Source organism: Stenotrophomonas sp. 3(2025), from assembly GCF_052665395.1.
Window position 1 is genome coordinate 71,788 of the sequence record NZ_JBQOIF010000021.1, and the last position, 13,250, is coordinate 85,037.

Below are 13,250 nucleotides of genomic sequence, written 5' to 3' on the forward strand. Positions count from 1 at the left end.
GGCACGTCGAGCAGTGAGCGCCAAAGGGGCGTGGCATGGCAACCCTGGTGGGCCAGCCAGGGCAGTCGCAGGGAGTGATGGCCGTAGTGAGCTCCGTCCGTGCAACGGGCGGAGAAGGAAAGCTCAACCATGACCTTGAAGAGGATTTCGAACGTGACCAAGAAGCAGACCCTTCGCATCAATGTGCTGGCTGCCGCCGTGTTGTCGCTGACTGTCGGCGTCGGTGCGGCGCATGCGGCCAAGCCGGGCGTGGCCAAGGAACCGGCGCGCGTGGCCAGCACTGCCCAGCAGAGCGTGGACGGCATCATCGTGAAGTACCGCAACGGCACCGCGGCCGCCAGCGATCGTTCGACCAAGCTCTCGGTCGTGCAGTCGGCACTGTCGCGTGCCATCGTCAGCAGCGGCACCACCAGCCGTGCTGCGGCACTTTCCCCGCTGGTGGAGCGCAAGCTCGGTACCGGTGGCGACCTGATCCGCCTGAAGTCCCGGCTCGGCTCGGCCGACATGCAGAAGGTACTGGCTGAACTGAATGCCGATCCGTCGGTGCAGTACGCGGTGGCCAACGTGCGCCTGCAGCGCTCGGACCTGCGTGCCACCAATGCGCAGCCGGCACTGGTGCCCAACGATCCCAACTACGCGCAGTACCAGTGGAACTTCTTCAACGCCACCGGTGGTGTGAATGCACCGGCCGCGTGGGATCTCTCGCAGGGCGAGGGCATCGTGGTCGCCGTGCTCGATACCGGCATCCTGCCGGGCGTGCCGGATTTCGGCAGCAACCTGCTGGAAGGCTACGATTTCATCAGTGACAAGGAATCCTCGCGCCGCCCGAACGATGGCCGCGCACCGGGCGCCACCGATTACGGCGACTGGGTGGAAACGGCCAACGAGTGCTACACCGGTTCCGAACCGGAAGGCAGTTCCTGGCACGGCACGCACGTGGCCGGCACCATTGCCGAGGTGACCAACAACGGCAGTGCCCTGGCAGGCCTGGCCTACAAGGCCAAGGTGTTGCCGGTGCGCGTGCTTGGCAAGTGCGGCGGCACCCTGGCCGACATCAGCGACGCCATCACCTGGGCGTCGGGCGGCACCGTGCCGGGCATTCCGGCCAACACCAATCCGGCGGAAATCATCAACATGAGCCTGGGTGGTGGTGGCGCTTGCGATGCCGCCTACCAGGACGCGATCAACGGCGCCGTGTCGCGCGGCACCCTGGTGGTGGTCGCGGCCGGCAATGAAACCGACAACGCGTCCAAGTACCGTCCGGCCAGCTGCAACAACGTGGTGGCGGTGGGTGCGACCCGTGTCACCGGTGGCATCACCTATTACTCCAACTACGGCACCGCGGTCGACCTGTCGGCCCCGGGCGGTGGCGGCAGTGTCGACGGCAACCCGAACGGCTACATCTGGCAGGTCGGTTCCAGTTCGGAAACCACCCCGGACGCCGGTGAGTGGGTACTGATGGGCAAGGGCGGTACCTCGATGTCCTCGCCGCACGTTGCCGCGGTGGCTGCCCTGGTGCAGAGCGCGCTGATCGCCAAGGGCAAGGAGCCGCTGGCCCCGGCCGCGCTGGAAACCCTGCTCAAGCAGTCGGCGCGCAAGTTCCCGGTGACCATCCCGGCGGCCACCCCGATCGGTACCGGCATCCTCGATGCCAAGGCCGCACTGGATGCCGCGCTGAAGGAGCCGTGCACCGAGAACTGCGAGCCGGAAGGCATTCCGCTGACCAACAAGGTGACCGTGGGTGGGCTGGCCGGTGCGGCCGCCAGCGAAACCGTCTATACCTTCGAAGCGGCGGCCGGCAAGACGCTGAGCGTGCTGACCTACGGCGGCAGCGGCAACGTATCGGTGTACCTGGCGCAGGGCCGCGTGCCCACGGCCACCGACAACGATGCCAAGTCGACCCGCCCGGGCAATACCGAAACCGTGCGCGTGGCCAAGCCGGTGGCCGGTACCTACTACATCAAGGTGGTGGGTGAAGCGGCTTACAGCGGGGTGAGCATCCTGGCGACCCAGTAATCGCCGACTGTCGTAAATGAACAAGCGAGGCCCGTTACCTGTGTGACGGGCCTCGTCTTTTCACGAAAGAAGAATCGGAGCGGGTGGAAACCACGGCTTAACTGCTAAAGTCGGGACGATCGACAGGAGAGTCATGTGAACGCGCTCGCTGCCACTGCCATCGACGATACTGAAGGCCGCATCCTCGATGCGCTGCTGGCACGTGGTCGGCTCAAGGAAGGAGATCTGGCGCGTGCGCGGCCGCTGCATGCCGAAGCCGGTGGCAGCCTGCTTGGCTTGCTGGTACGGCTTGGGCTGGTGTCCGAACGTGACCAGGCGCAGGCCAGTTCCGATGTGCTGGGGCTGCCGCTGCTGGAAGCGCGTCAGCTGCCTGAATCGCCGCCGCAGGCGCTGGCCGAAGGCCTGCCGCTGTCGCTGCGCTTCCTCAAGCAGTTCCACGTGTGCCCGCTGGCGCTGGATGAACACGGCGTGCAGCTGTGGTTGGCCGACGCCCACGATCCTTACCCGCAGCAGGCCGTGCAGTTGGCGCTGGGTGTACCGGTCACGCCGCTGCTGGGCATGCGCGCGGAGATCGATGATCTGGTCGAGCGCTGGTTCGGCCAGGGCCGCAGTGCGATGGGCGCGATCGTGGAAACCGCCGATGGCGAAGGCGGCGCAGTGGACGATATCGAGCACCTGCGCGATCTCGCTTCCGAAGCGCCGGTGATCCGCCTGGTCAACCTGGTGATCCAGCGCGCGGTCGAACTGCGCGCGTCGGACATCCACGTCGAGCCGTTCGAAAACCGGCTGAAGGTGCGTTACCGCGTCGATGGCGTGCTGGTCGAAGGCGAGAGCCCGCCGGCCAACCTGACCGCCGCGGTGATCAGCCGCATCAAGATCATGGCCCGGCTCAACATCGCCGAGCGCCGCCTGCCGCAGGATGGCCGCGTCATGCTGCGCGTGCAGGGCAAGGAACTGGACCTGCGTGTCAGTACGGTGCCCACCGCGCACGGCGAAAGCGTGGTGATGCGCCTGCTTGATCGCGAGACGGTGGTGTTCGACTTCCATCGGCTGGGCTTCACCAATGCCTTCCTGCCGCAGTTCCGCAAGGTGCTTGAACAGCCGCACGGCATCCTGCTGGTGACCGGCCCCACCGGGTCGGGCAAGACCACCACGCTGTACACCGCGTTGAGCCAGCTCAACACCGCCGACGTCAAGATCATCACCGTTGAGGATCCGGTCGAGTACCAGATCGAAGGCATCAACCAGATCCAGGCCAAGCCGCAGATCGGGCTGGATTTCGCCAATGCCCTGCGCAGCATCGTGCGCCAGGATCCGGACATCATCATGATCGGTGAAATGCGCGATCTGGAAACCGCGCGCATCGCGATCCAGTCAGCGTTGACCGGCCACCTGGTGCTGTCCACGCTGCACACCAACAATGCCGCAGGCGGCATCACCCGCCTGCTCGACATGGGCGTGGAAGATTATCTGCTCACCTCCACCATCAACGGCATCCTGGCCCAGCGCCTGGTGCGCCGGCTGGAGCCGACCCACGCCGAACGCTACGAAGCTTCGCCGGAAGAGATCGAGCGCTTCGACCTGCGTCGCCTGCAGCCTCAAGGGACGATCCACCTGTATCGCCCGAAGCCTTCGGCGCTGGCGCCGACCGGCTACCTGGGGCGCACCACCATCATGGAATTCCTGGTGATGAACGACGCGCTGCGCCGTGCGGTGATGCGTCGCGATGGCATGGGCGAGATCGAGCGCATCGCCCGCGAAGCCGGCATGCGCACCATGTACGAGGACGGCCTGAGCAAGGCCCTGAGCGGGCAGACGACCCTCGAGGAAGTCCTGCGCGTGACCGAGGAAGGCTGATGCGCGTGCAGGGACGACGCTGACATGCCGAACTACCGTTACAAGGCACTGAACCCACACGGTGAAGTGTTCGACGGACAGATGGAAGCGGCCAGCGAGGCCGAGCTGGTCGCGCGCCTGCAGGACCAGGGCCATCTGCCGATGGAAACGCAGCTGGCCGACGGTGGCGCGGTTGGCGGCAGCAGCTTGCGCGGCCTGTTCCGCCAGCGTCCGCTGCAGGGCGCGGCATTGCTGCAGTTCACCCAGCAGCTGGCCACCCTGCTCGGTGCCGGGCAGCCGCTGGACCGCGCGCTGTCGATCCTGCTCAGCCTGCCCGAAGACGAGCGCTCGCGCCGCGCGATCACCGACATCCGCGACGTGGTGCGCGGGGGCGCGCCGCTGTCGACCGCGCTGGAACGCCAGCACGGCCTGTTCTCGCGCCTGTATGTGAACATGGTGCGCGCCGGCGAAGCCGGTGGCAGCCTGCACGAGACGCTGCAACGCCTGGCCGACTACCTCGAACGCAGCCGTGCGGTGCAGGGCAAGGTGATCAACGCGCTGGTGTACCCGGCGATCCTGCTGGTGGTGGTGGGCGGTGCGCTGCTGTTCCTGCTGGGCTATGTGGTGCCGCAGTTCGCACAGATGTACGAAAGCCTGGACGTGGCGCTGCCGTGGTTCACCAACCTGGTGCTGCAGCTGGGCCTGTTCGTGCGCGACTGGTGGGTGCTGCTGCTGGTGGTGCCGGGCGTGCTGCTGCTGCTGTTCGAACGCAAGTCGCGGCAGCCCGCGTTCCGTCTGGCGCTGGATGGCTGGCTGCTGCAGCGGCGCGGCATTGGCCGCCTGCTGGGCGAGCTGGAAACCGCACGGCTGGCGCGTACCCTGGGAACGCTGCTGCGCAACGGCGTGCCGCTGCTGGGGGCACTGGGCATCGCCGGCAACGTGCTTGGCAACCGCGCCCTGGCGGCAGACCTGGAAACCGCCGCCGACGAGGTCAAGAACGGCACCGGTCTTTCGCTGGCGTTGTCGCGCGGCAAGCGTTTTCCCCGTCTGGCCCTGCAGATGATCCAGGTCGGTGAGGAGTCCGGCGCGCTCGATACCATGCTGCTGAAAGCTGCTGATACCTTCGAACAGGACAGCGCCCGCCGCATCGACCGCCTGCTGGCGGCGATGGTGCCGGCGATCACCCTGGTGCTGGCCTCGGTCGTCGGCGCGGTGATCGTGGCCGTGCTGGTGCCGTTGTACGACCTTACCAACGCCATCGGCTGACGATGGCCTCCTTCGCAACCCCGACATCCCGTACCTGAAAGGACCGACCATGATTGCTTCCCGTCGACCGATCCGCCTTTCCTTCACCGCCGCACGCCACCAGTCGGGCATGAGCCTGCTGGAGATCATCATCGTCATCGTGCTGATCGGCGCGGTGCTGACCCTGGTCGCCAGCCGCGTGCTCGGCGGCGCCGATCGAGGCAAGGCCAACATCGCCAAGGCGCAGGTGCAGACCGTTGCCTCCAAGGTCGACAACTACCAGATCGACACCGGCAAGCTGCCCGCCTCGCTCAACGACCTGGTGACCGCACCGGCCGGCGTCGGCGGCTGGCTGGGCCCGTATGCCAAGCCTGCCGACCTCAACGACCCGTGGGGCCACGCGCTGGAGTACCGCGCACCGGGCGAGGGCCAGGCATATGAACTGATCAGCCTGGGCAAGGACGGCAAGGCCGGCGGCAGCAGCGTCGACGCTGACATCCGCTACCAGCCGTAAGCACGCATGCTGCTTTTCCTGCCGCGCCGGCTGTCACGCCCGCGCCTGCTCGGCAGGCGCGCGGCAGGCCTGTCGCTGCTGGAAATGCTGCTGGTGATCGCGTTGATCGCGGCCATCGGCCTGATCACCGCCGCTGGCATGTCGCGCGGCTTTGCCGGCATGCAGCTGCGCAGTGCCGGCAAGGACATCGCCAACCAGCTGCGCATGGTGCGCGCGCAGGCCATTGCCCGCGGCGAACCGCAGCGCTTCGTGATCGAACCGGCGCAGCATCGTTGGCAGGGCGCCAGCCAGCGCCACGGCGAAGTGCCGGCCAAGCTGAAGGTGCAGTTCGAAGGTGCCGCGCAGTTGGCCACCGCGCCCGGCCAGGGCGTGATCGAATTCCATCCCGATGGCGGTTCCAGCGGCGGCCGCATCCGCCTGCAGCTGGACAGCGCCGAGTGGCGCATCGATGTGGGCTGGCTGACCGGTGAAGTCCGTTCCGGACCGTGGCGGGCGCAATGAGGTCGCGCGCCCGTGGCTTCACCCTGCTGGAAGTGATCGTTGCCTTCGCTTTGCTCGGGCTGGCGCTGACGCTGTTGCTGGGCAGCCTGTCCGGTGGCGCGCGGCAGGTGCGTGATGCCGAGCTGCGCACGCGTGCGGTGCTGCACGCGCAGTCGTTGCTGGCCGCCGCCGGGGTGGAAGCACCGCTGCAGGCCGGCAGCCAGCAGGGCGAGTGGGAGCAGGGGCGTTATCACTGGCAGCTGCAGGTGCAGCCCTGGGCCGAGCCGCGCAATGGTGCGCTGCCCGCTGCGCAGTCGCCGGGCGCACCCTGGCTGGCGGAACTGCAGCTGCAGGTGCGTTGGGGCGACAGTGAACGCGAGCAGTTGCGCTGGCGCAGCCTGCGTCTGTTGCCGCCCGCGCTGGAGAATGCGCGATGAGGCGCCGCGCGCGGGGCTTCACCCTGGTCGAAGTGATGCTGGCCACGGTGCTGCTGGCAGGCGGTCTGGCGTTGGCGTTCGCCAGCGTGCGCTCGGCGATGGCGATCAGCCAGCGCGGTGAGCAGATTGCCGCGCAGAGCGAACGCATGCGCGCCGTGCAGGCCCTGCTGCGGCGGCAGCTCGCCAGTGCCCTGCGCAGCCCGCTGGAAGTGCCCGATCCCACCCGCGAACCGGTATTCTTCCAGGGCGACGATCAGGGCATGCAGTTCGTTGCCGACCTGCCGGGCTATCTCGGTCGCGGCGGCCCCTACCTGCATGCGCTGCAGGTGGATGGCGCAACCGGCCACCGCCGCTTGCTGCTGGAGCTGGTGCTGCTGCAGGAAGGCGAGCGCATCGAAGAGAATCCGCCGCGCCCGCCCGAGGTGCTGGCGGACGAGTTGAAGGACGTAAGGCTGCGCTACCGCGGTGTCGACGCCAGCAACGGGCAGCTGACCGAATGGTTGCCACGCTGGGAGGACACCCGGCGCCTGCCATTGCTGGTGGAAGTGCAGATCGTGCCAGCCAGGGGCACGCCGTGGCCGCCGCTGGTGGTGTCGCTGCGGGCCGGTGGCAGCGGAGGTGCGCGATGAAGCGTCCACGTGGTGCCGCGCTGGTCCTGGTGCTGTGGCTGATCGCGCTGATGACCGCGCTGGTCGGCGCCTTTGCGCTCAGCGCACGGGTCGAACACCTGCAGCAGCGGGTGCTCGGTGACGACGCACGCGGCCAGGAGCGCGCCCGTGCCGGCCTGGAATACGCGTTGCTGCGGCTGCAGCCGGACCCGCAGCGTCCGCCGTGGCAGGCTGATGGCCGCGCCTATCGCTGGCAGTTCGACGACGCCCGCATCGAGATCCGGGTGCTGGACGAGAACGGCAAGATCAACCTCAACCTGGCCGATGCGGCCCTGCTGTCCGCATTCATGCAGGCACTGGGCGAGCCGGCAGAAAGCGCCAGGCAGCTGGCCGGTGCGATCATCGACTGGCGCGACGAAGACAGCCTGCTGCAGCCCGGTGGCGGTGCCGAGGCGCCGGAGTACGCCGCCGCAGGCCTGCCCTTTGGCCCGCGCAACAAGCGCTTTGAAACCCTGGGCGAACTGCAGCGGGTGCTGGGGATGCGCGGGTCGCTGTATGCCGCGATGCTGCCGCACCTGACGCTCTACAGCAGGCAGGCGCGCCCGGATCCACGTTTCGCCAGTGGACCGGTGTTGACGGCATTGGGCCTGGATGCGGAACAACTGCTGGCGCAACGCGCCCAGCAGGAGCGTGACGGAGATAACGATGCGGGTGCATCGACGCTTGCCAGCGGCAGTGGCACCTATAGTATCGAGTCCCGTGCCACTGACGGCAGCGGACGCCTGTCGGTGCTGCAGGCGGTGGTGCGCAACGGATCGGGCGGGGTGCCCGGCCGGACCTACACAGTGCTTCGCTGGGAGCAGGGAATGGCAGCAAGATGACGGCGTGGCAGGACAGTCTGCGGCAGGTGCAGGGCCAGATCGGCCCCGGTGCCGGCCGTTTCCTGCGCTGGTGGCGGCAGTCGTTGCTGGCCTGGGTGCCGATGCGTTGGCAATGGGCACTGGGCTGGTCGCAGACCCGCCTGCTGCTGCAGTGCGAGGACGGGCAACTACAGGTCTGGCGTGAAACCGGCGACGGTCTCGAGCCGGTGGCCCGCCTGCCTTGGCCGCTGCAACCGGTGGACCTGGACCGGGTGCTGGAGCCGCGCCTGCGCAGCCTGCCACGGGTGTGGCTGCTGCCGGCCGGGCAGGTCCTGCGGCGCACTCTGCGTCTTCCTGCCGCCGCCGCTGACCGCCTGCGTGCGGTGGTCGGCTACGAGATCGACCGGCAGACACCGTTCGAAGCCAGCCAGGTCAGCTATGACATCCGTGAGCTGGGCAGTGCCGGCGAAGGCCTGCTGCAGGTGGAGCTGGTGGCCTGGCCGCTGCGCCAGCTCGATGACTGGCGCGCGCAGATCGGAGCGTGGGCCGACGTGCTGGCCGGTGTCGATGCGATCGATGCCCAGGGCCGCGCGCTGCAGGTCAACCTGCTGCCGCCCGCGCAGCGTCAGCAGCGACCGGACCCGATGCGGCGCTGGAACCTGCTGCTTGCCATGGCTGCGCTGGTGATGCTGGTGCTGGCGGCGATGCAGTTGCTGGACAACCGTCGTGACGCCGTCGACGCACTGCGCGCAGACGTCGAGCGCAGCGCCCGCAGTGCACGTGGCGTGGCCAGCGAACGCAGCCAGCTGCAGGCGCTGCTGGATGGAGCGGCGTTCCTGGAGGCACAGCGCAACCAGCGCGCCAGTACCGTCGAAGTCTGGAATGAACTGACCCGGCGCCTGCCCGATGGCACCTACCTGGAAAAACTGGCGATCGAGAACAACAGCCTGCAGTTGATCGGTCTCAGCAGCGAAGCATCGCAGCTGGTCACGCTGCTGCAGGACGCGCCGCAGTGGCGCAAGGTCAACCTTACCGGCGTGCTGCAGGCTGACGGTGCCGCCAGTGGCCGCGACCGCTTCACCCTGACCGCCGAGCTGCAGCCATTGCCTTCGGCGGCAGCGGCGCCGGCACCCGCCCCGACTGCAACCACGGAGGCGGCCGATGCCGATGCCAAGCGCACGCCGTGACCGCTGGCTGGCACTGGCACTGCTGTTGGCAGTGCTGGGCCTGGCCTACCTGCTGCTGGTGCACCCGTGGTTCACCCAGCCGCTGCTGGCGATCGATGCCGATGCCGCCGCTCTGCGCGAGCGCCAGCTGCGCGTGCAGGCGCAGCTGCAGCAGCAGCCGCAGATCGAACAGCGGCTGCGCGCAACCCGCGACGCCCTGCAGCAGCGCCCGGGGTTCCTGCAGGAAGCCACCGCCGAGGCCGCTGCGGCCGCGCTCGGCGCACGCCTGCAGGATGCGGTGGCGATGGCCAGCCCGGGCAACCGCAGCTGCACCATCAGCAACCGCACGCCGTTGAGCGACAACCGTCGCGATGCTGCGTTCGTGCGTGTGGCCATGCAGGTGCGCCTGCGCTGTGGCGTGGCCGAACTGGCTACCGTGCTGCACAGCCTGGAGACCGGCAGCCCGCGCCTGTTCGTGGACAACCTCAACCTGATCGCACAGCGCTTCCAGCAATCGCCCAACGAATCCGGGCTCGGCCTGGATGTGTCCTTCGAGCTGGCCGGCTACCTGTTGCCGGCGGCTGCTGCCGATCCCTCGACAGCACCCGTGGCCACGCCGCCTGCAGCAGCGCCGGTGGCGTCGCCGCCGGCACCTGTGCCGTCACCGGCGGAGCAGCCTGCCACCGATGCGCAGGAGGTGGCCGATGAAGCTTGAGCAGATCAGCCTGCGCACCGGGCTGTTGCTGGCGCTGGCCGGATGGGCCGCAGCGATCTGGCTGGCCACGGGCTTCGGTCTTGGCAGCCAGCTGCCCACGGTCAGTGCGGAGGGCGACGCGCAGGCCGCGCTGCCGGCGCTGCCCGTGCTGGCGCCCGAACGCATGGCCGGTGCAGACAGCTACAGCGTGATCAGCGAACGCCCCCTGTTCGCCGAAGACCGCAAACCGCGCCCCTATCTGCTGGGCGGCAGTGAAGCCACCGCCAGTCCGGCACTGCGCCTGACCGGCGTGCTGATGACCGGCGACTTCAGCATGGCCACCTTCACCACCGAGCAGGGCCGGTCGCTGCGCCTGCGCCTCAACGGCGATGCAGTCGATGGCTGGCAGCTGGTGGCATTGGAACCGCGCCAGGCCACGGTGATCGGTTCCAGTGGCAGCCAGGTGCTGGAACTGGCCGTGTTCAACGGCCAGGGCGGTGAAGCGCCGACCGCCCTGCGCGGGGCCACTGGCACACCGCCTGTGCCCGGTGCGGTGGTTCCGCCGCCGCCACCGCAGCCAATGCCCAGCCAGACGCCGCCCACCCCCCGTGCCGCCGATGGCAACGCGGCTTCCGCCTCGCCTGCACCGGCCGCCGCACCCCCTGCAAACACCAACGGTCCCAGCGAAGCGCAGATGCAGGCCATCCGCGAACGCATCCAGGCCCGCCGCCGTCAGCTGCAGCAACAGCAGCAACAACCGTCGCCGCCCCCGGGCGATGGCACCAACCGATAGAGTGAATGCATGAATCTGCGTTTTCTTCCCTGGTCCTTCGCTCTGACGCTGCTGGTCGGCTGCAGCACCGTGTCGGCCCCGCATGTGCAACGCAACGGCAACCTGCAGCCCTCGGCCAGTGCCGGCCAGGCTGCCGTCGATGCGCAGACCGAGGCGGCCGACCAGGTGCAGGGGGCGCCGCAGGCGGTGATCCGCCGTGGCACCGGCACCATGATCAACCGCGAAGCCGCGCGCAAGCCATCACCCGCGCTGCATGCGGCCAGTTCCGGTGAGGCGACCTTCAACTTTGAAGGCGAATCGGTGCATGCGGTGGTCAAGGCCATCCTCGGCGACATGCTCGGCCAGAACTACGTGATCGCCCCGGGCGTGCAGGGCACGGTGACGCTGGCCACGCCCAAGCCGGTATCGCCGGCACAGGCACTGAACCTGCTGGAGATGGTGCTGGGCTGGAACAACGCCCGCATGGTCTACAGCGGTGGCCGCTACAACATCGTCGCCGCCGACCAGGCACTGGCCGGCACCGTGGCGCCGAGCACCGCGCCGGCCTCCAGCGCACGCGGCTTTGAAGTGCGCGTGGTGCCGCTGCAGTTCATCTCCGCCACCGAGATGAAGAAGGTGCTGGAGCCCTACGCGCGGCCCAATGCCATCGTCAACGTCGACAGCGGCCGCAACGTGATCACCCTCGGCGGTACGCGTGCGGAACTGGAGAACTACCTGCATACCGTGGAGATCTTCGACGTCGACTGGCTCTCGGGCATGTCGGTGGGCGTGTTCCCGATCCAGTCCGGCAAGGCCGAGCAGGTTGCGGCCGATCTGGAGAAGGTCTTCGGCGAGGAGAGCAAGACGCCCAGCGCCGGCATGTTCCGTTTCCTGCCGCTGGAAAACGCCAACGCCGTGCTGGTGATCACCCCGCAGGTGCGCTACCTCGATCAGATCCAGCAGTGGCTGGACCGCATCGATACCGCCGGCGGCAGCGCGCGCCTGTTCTCGCATGAACTGCGTTACATCAAGGCGCGCGACCTGGCCGAACGCCTCAGCGAAGCCTTTGCCAGCAGCGGCAACCGCGGCGGCTCCGGCTCGGCATCGCTGGCCCCGGGTGCCATTCCGTCGCAGCTGGGCAGCGAGGGCGACCGCGGCATGGACACGGGCAACAGCAGCAGTTTCAACAACCAGGTCGGTGGCGGCAGCAGCAGCGGTAGTGGCAGCAGCGCCGGCAGCCTGAACCTGCCGCAGCGCCAGTCGGGCAACGTCAGCATCAGCCTGGAAGTGGAGGGCGATCGTGTCGGCGTGTCGGCGGTGGAAGAAACCAACACGCTGCTGGTGCGTTCGACGCCGCAGGCTTGGCGCTCGATCCGCGAGGTGATCGAAAAGCTGGACGTGATGCCGCTGCAGGTGCACATCGAAGCGCAGGTGGCCGAAGTCGGGTTGACCGGCGACCTGAAGTACGGCGTCAACTGGTTCTTCGACAATGCGGTGGCGGGGCGCGCGCTGACCGGCGCGCTGTCCGGGTTGACCCTGCCGGTAGCGGCGGGCGGCTCCTGGAACACCTTCGCCGGTGCGGTGACCGGCACCGATGGCGCCAACTGGGCGTTCACCGGGCACAACGGTGCGGCGGTGGTAAGCGCGCTGGACAAGGTCACCGACGTGCGCCTGCTGCAGACGCCCTCGGTGTTCGTGCGCAACAACGCCGAAGCCACCCTCAACGTGGGCGACAAGGTGCCGATCAACACCACCACGGTCAACACCGGCATCGGCACCAGCAGCTACAGCTCGGTGCAGTACATCGACACCGGCGTGATCCTCAAGGTGCGCCCGCGCGTCACCCGTGACGGTACGGTGTTCCTGGATATCGTGCAGGAGATCAGCAGCGCATCGGACGTGCCGGAGAACTGCAATCCGCAGGAGCGCAACTGCAATCCGCGCATCTCCACCAAGAAGCTGGCCACCGAGGCGGCGGTGCAGAGCGGGGACACCATCATGCTGGCCGGCCTGATCACCGATTCGGCCACCGATGGCAGCAGCGGCATTCCCGGCCTGAGCCGGATTCCGGTACTGGGCGCGCTGTTCGGCCAGAAGAGCCGCACCAGCCGTCGTTCGGAAGTGATCGTGCTGCTGACCCCGACCATCGTCCGCAACGGCCAGGAAGCCCGCAACCTGACCGACGAGTACAGCCAGCGCTTCCGCGCGATGGAGCCGCTGAACCAGCCGCGCGCAAAGAAGTAAGGGGGGAGGGCAGGGCTGCGCCCGGGTAACACGCCATCGCATGCGCGCTGTCGCTCCCACGCTTCGCTGCGCGAACCGTGGGCCCCGCTTACCGGCTTCCAGACCCCAGCCGCTTTGCGGCCGCCCCCTGACTCAGGGGGCTCTGCCCCAGACGCGACGTCGTGACCGGTAGATCCACGCCATGCGTGGATGCTCCTCGTCTCAATGTCGAAATATTCGATTTCGATGAAGATTCATCCACGCATGGCGTGGATCTACTGACCACCGGGGAACTGTCGAAGGCGGGGTGGGTCCGGTGGCGGGGGTGTCCGCGGCATGGATGCCGCGGCCAAGCCTTATCTGATTGGAATCTGGCACCGTAGGTGTCGAGAGCCGGCG

The 13,250-nt window shown here is 68.2% G+C and carries 12 protein-coding genes; all 12 read left to right on the forward strand.

Translation table 11 applies throughout. From position 1 onward, the window contains the following. Nucleotides 1–129 precede the first annotated feature (129 nt). A complete protein-coding gene (locus ACUXVE_RS15595; RefSeq protein WP_222390794.1) occupies nucleotides 130–2,016 on the forward strand; it encodes a S8 family peptidase in 1,887 nt (628 codons plus the stop codon). Between the two features lie 135 nt (nucleotides 2,017–2,151). Then, nucleotides 2,152–3,873, forward strand: a complete 1,722-nt coding sequence (gene gspE / locus ACUXVE_RS15600) for a type II secretion system ATPase GspE (protein ID WP_445514756.1) — start codon at nucleotides 2,152–2,154, stop codon at nucleotides 3,871–3,873. Nucleotides 3,874–3,897: 24 nt separating this feature from the next. Beyond that, nucleotides 3,898–5,118, forward strand: a complete 1,221-nt coding sequence (xpsF, locus tag ACUXVE_RS15605) for a type II secretion system protein XpsF (RefSeq protein WP_445514757.1) — start codon at nucleotides 3,898–3,900, stop codon at nucleotides 5,116–5,118. A 49-nt stretch (nucleotides 5,119–5,167) separates the two neighbouring features. After that, nucleotides 5,168–5,611, forward strand: a complete 444-nt coding sequence (gene gspG / locus ACUXVE_RS15610; RefSeq protein WP_032951922.1) for a type II secretion system major pseudopilin GspG — start codon at nucleotides 5,168–5,170, stop codon at nucleotides 5,609–5,611. A 6-nt stretch (nucleotides 5,612–5,617) separates the two neighbouring features. Beyond that, nucleotides 5,618–6,112 carry a type II secretion system protein XpsH gene (gene xpsH / locus ACUXVE_RS15615; RefSeq protein ID WP_222390793.1) on the forward strand — a complete coding sequence of 165 codons (495 nt, stop codon included), beginning with the start codon at nucleotides 5,618–5,620 and terminating at the stop codon, nucleotides 6,110–6,112. Continuing rightward, nucleotides 6,109–6,528, forward strand: coding sequence for a type II secretion system protein XpsI (gene xpsI, locus ACUXVE_RS15620; protein ID WP_222390792.1), 420 nt, complete (start codon nucleotides 6,109–6,111; stop codon nucleotides 6,526–6,528). The genes xpsH and xpsI overlap by 4 nt, the downstream gene beginning before the upstream one ends. Then, nucleotides 6,525–7,157 (forward strand): type II secretion system protein J, encoded by a 633-nt coding sequence (locus tag ACUXVE_RS15625; RefSeq protein ID WP_222390791.1) that lies wholly within the window; start codon nucleotides 6,525–6,527, stop codon nucleotides 7,155–7,157. Before xpsI ends, ACUXVE_RS15625 begins: the two co-directional genes overlap by 4 nt. Continuing rightward, nucleotides 7,154–8,017: a type II secretion system minor pseudopilin gene (locus ACUXVE_RS15630; protein ID WP_222390790.1), complete on the forward strand. Its 864-nt coding sequence runs from the start codon at nucleotides 7,154–7,156 to the stop codon at nucleotides 8,015–8,017. Before ACUXVE_RS15625 ends, ACUXVE_RS15630 begins: the two co-directional genes overlap by 4 nt. Further along, the gene (locus tag ACUXVE_RS15635) at nucleotides 8,014–9,183 is read left to right on the forward strand and encodes a PilN domain-containing protein (RefSeq protein ID WP_222390788.1); all 1,170 of its coding nucleotides are present in this window, start codon (nucleotides 8,014–8,016) and stop codon (nucleotides 9,181–9,183) included. The genes ACUXVE_RS15630 and ACUXVE_RS15635 overlap by 4 nt, the downstream gene beginning before the upstream one ends. After that, complete coding sequence (gene gspM, locus ACUXVE_RS15640) at nucleotides 9,158–9,877, forward strand: type II secretion system protein GspM (RefSeq protein ID WP_315830362.1); 720 nt, start codon at nucleotides 9,158–9,160, stop codon at nucleotides 9,875–9,877. The genes ACUXVE_RS15635 and gspM overlap by 26 nt, the downstream gene beginning before the upstream one ends. Then, on the forward strand, nucleotides 9,867–10,649 hold the full coding sequence (locus tag ACUXVE_RS15645) for a hypothetical protein (RefSeq protein ID WP_445514758.1): 783 nt from the start codon (nucleotides 9,867–9,869) through the stop codon (nucleotides 10,647–10,649). The genes gspM and ACUXVE_RS15645 overlap by 11 nt, the downstream gene beginning before the upstream one ends. A gap of 9 nt (nucleotides 10,650–10,658) precedes the next feature. Further along, the gene (gene gspD / locus ACUXVE_RS15650; RefSeq protein WP_445514759.1) at nucleotides 10,659–12,872 is read left to right on the forward strand and encodes a type II secretion system secretin GspD; all 2,214 of its coding nucleotides are present in this window, start codon (nucleotides 10,659–10,661) and stop codon (nucleotides 12,870–12,872) included. The last annotated feature ends 378 nt before the right edge of the window (nucleotides 12,873–13,250 follow it).

What these genes read in the sequence shown, in the direction of transcription:
- xpsH (WP_222390793.1), top strand. Translation starts at nt 5,618, where the DNA reads ATGCTGCTTTTCCTGCCGCGCCGGCTGTCACGCCCGCGCCTGCTCGGC.
- ACUXVE_RS15630 (WP_222390790.1), top strand. Translation starts at nt 7,154, where the DNA reads ATGAAGCGTCCACGTGGTGCCGCGCTGGTCCTGGTGCTGTGGCTGATC.
- gspM (WP_315830362.1), top strand. Translation starts at nt 9,158, where the DNA reads ATGCCGATGCCAAGCGCACGCCGTGACCGCTGGCTGGCACTGGCACTG.
- xpsI (WP_222390792.1), top strand. Translation starts at nt 6,109, where the DNA reads ATGAGGTCGCGCGCCCGTGGCTTCACCCTGCTGGAAGTGATCGTTGCC.
- gspD (WP_445514759.1), top strand. Translation starts at nt 10,659, where the DNA reads ATGAATCTGCGTTTTCTTCCCTGGTCCTTCGCTCTGACGCTGCTGGTC.
- ACUXVE_RS15645 (WP_445514758.1), top strand. Translation starts at nt 9,867, where the DNA reads ATGAAGCTTGAGCAGATCAGCCTGCGCACCGGGCTGTTGCTGGCGCTG.
- ACUXVE_RS15595 (WP_222390794.1), top strand. Translation starts at nt 130, where the DNA reads ATGACCTTGAAGAGGATTTCGAACGTGACCAAGAAGCAGACCCTTCGC.
- ACUXVE_RS15625 (WP_222390791.1), top strand. Translation starts at nt 6,525, where the DNA reads ATGAGGCGCCGCGCGCGGGGCTTCACCCTGGTCGAAGTGATGCTGGCC.
- ACUXVE_RS15635 (WP_222390788.1), top strand. Translation starts at nt 8,014, where the DNA reads ATGACGGCGTGGCAGGACAGTCTGCGGCAGGTGCAGGGCCAGATCGGC.
- gspG (WP_032951922.1), top strand. Translation starts at nt 5,168, where the DNA reads ATGATTGCTTCCCGTCGACCGATCCGCCTTTCCTTCACCGCCGCACGC.
- xpsF (WP_445514757.1), top strand. Translation starts at nt 3,898, where the DNA reads ATGCCGAACTACCGTTACAAGGCACTGAACCCACACGGTGAAGTGTTC.